Origin of the sequence: Nocardia sp. BSTN01 (genome assembly GCF_015354405.1) — a bacterium.
In the GTDB taxonomy this organism is placed as follows: Bacteria; Actinomycetota; Actinomycetes; order Mycobacteriales; family Mycobacteriaceae; genus Nocardia.
Genome location: NZ_JADKYP010000146.1, coordinates 1 through 1,299, shown reverse-complemented (window position 1 = coordinate 1,299; position 1,299 = coordinate 1). Strand labels below are relative to the sequence as shown.

The 1,299-nt window shown below is 62.6% G+C and carries 1 pseudogene; it reads left to right on the top strand.

Annotation, left to right across the window (positions count from 1 at the left end):
* Window positions 1-1,299: pseudogene (locus IRT45_RS36210) on the top strand (DNA-directed RNA polymerase subunit beta); the annotation flags it as partial.

Sequence of the window (1,299 nt, the reverse complement as noted above, 5' to 3'; positions counted from 1 at the left end):
CACCGAGAACGGTGAGATGGCGCTCGGTAAGAACCTGCTGGTGGCGATCATGCCGTGGGAGGGTCACAACTACGAGGACGCGATCATCCTGTCGCAGCGTCTCGTGGAGGAGGATGTGCTGACCTCGATCCATATCGAGGAGCACGAGATCGACGCTCGCGACACCAAGTTGGGTGCCGAGGAGATCACTCGCGATATCCCGAACGTGTCCGACGAGGTGCTGGCGGATCTGGACGAGCGTGGCATCGTCCGCATCGGTGCCGAGGTGCGTGACGGTGACATTCTGGTCGGCAAGGTCACCCCGAAGGGTGAGACCGAGCTGACTCCCGAGGAGCGGCTGCTGCGTGCGATCTTCGGTGAGAAGGCCCGCGAAGTCCGTGACACCTCGTTGAAGGTGCCCCACGGTGAGTCCGGCAAGGTGATCGGCATCCGCGTGTTCTCGCGTGAGGACGACGACGATCTGCCTCCGGGCGTGAACGAGCTGGTGCGCGTGTATGTGGCGCAGAAGCGCAAGATCCAGGACGGTGACAAGCTCGCGGGTCGCCACGGCAACAAGGGTGTGATCGGCAAGATTCTGCCGAAGGAGGATATGCCGTTCATGCCGGACGGCACTCCGGTCGACATCATCTTGAACACCCATGGTGTGCCGCGTCGTATGAACATCGGCCAGATCCTGGAAACACATCTGGGCTGGATCGCCAAGGCGGGGTGGGATATTCGGCTCGCCGACGGCGCCCGCCCCGACTGGGCGCAGCGGTTGCCCGCGGAACTGCTTTCGGCACAACCGGATACGAATCTCGCCACACCGGTGTTCGACGGCGCTCACGAAGCCGAACTCGCCGGCCTGCTCACCTCCACGCTGCCCAACCGTGACGGCGAGGTCATGGTCGGCGCGGACGGTAAGTCGGTGTTGTTCGATGGTCGTTCGGGTGAGCCGTTCCCGTATCCGGTGGCGGTGGGTTACATGTACATCCTGAAGCTGCATCACTTGGTGGACGACAAGATTCACGCGCGGTCGACGGGTCCGTACTCGATGATCACTCAGCAGCCCCTCGGTGGTAAGGCGCAGTTCGGTGGTCAGCGTTTCGGTGAAATGGAGTGCTGGGCCATGCAGGCCTACGGTGCGGCCTACACGCTGCAGGAACTGCTGACCATCAAGTCCGACGACGTGGTCGGCCGGGTGAAGGTCTACGAGGCGATCGTCAAGGGCGAGAACATCCCCGAACCGGGTATCCCGGAATCGTTCAAGGTTCTGCTCAAGGAACTGCAGTCGCTGTGCCTCAACGTCGAGGTGCTGTC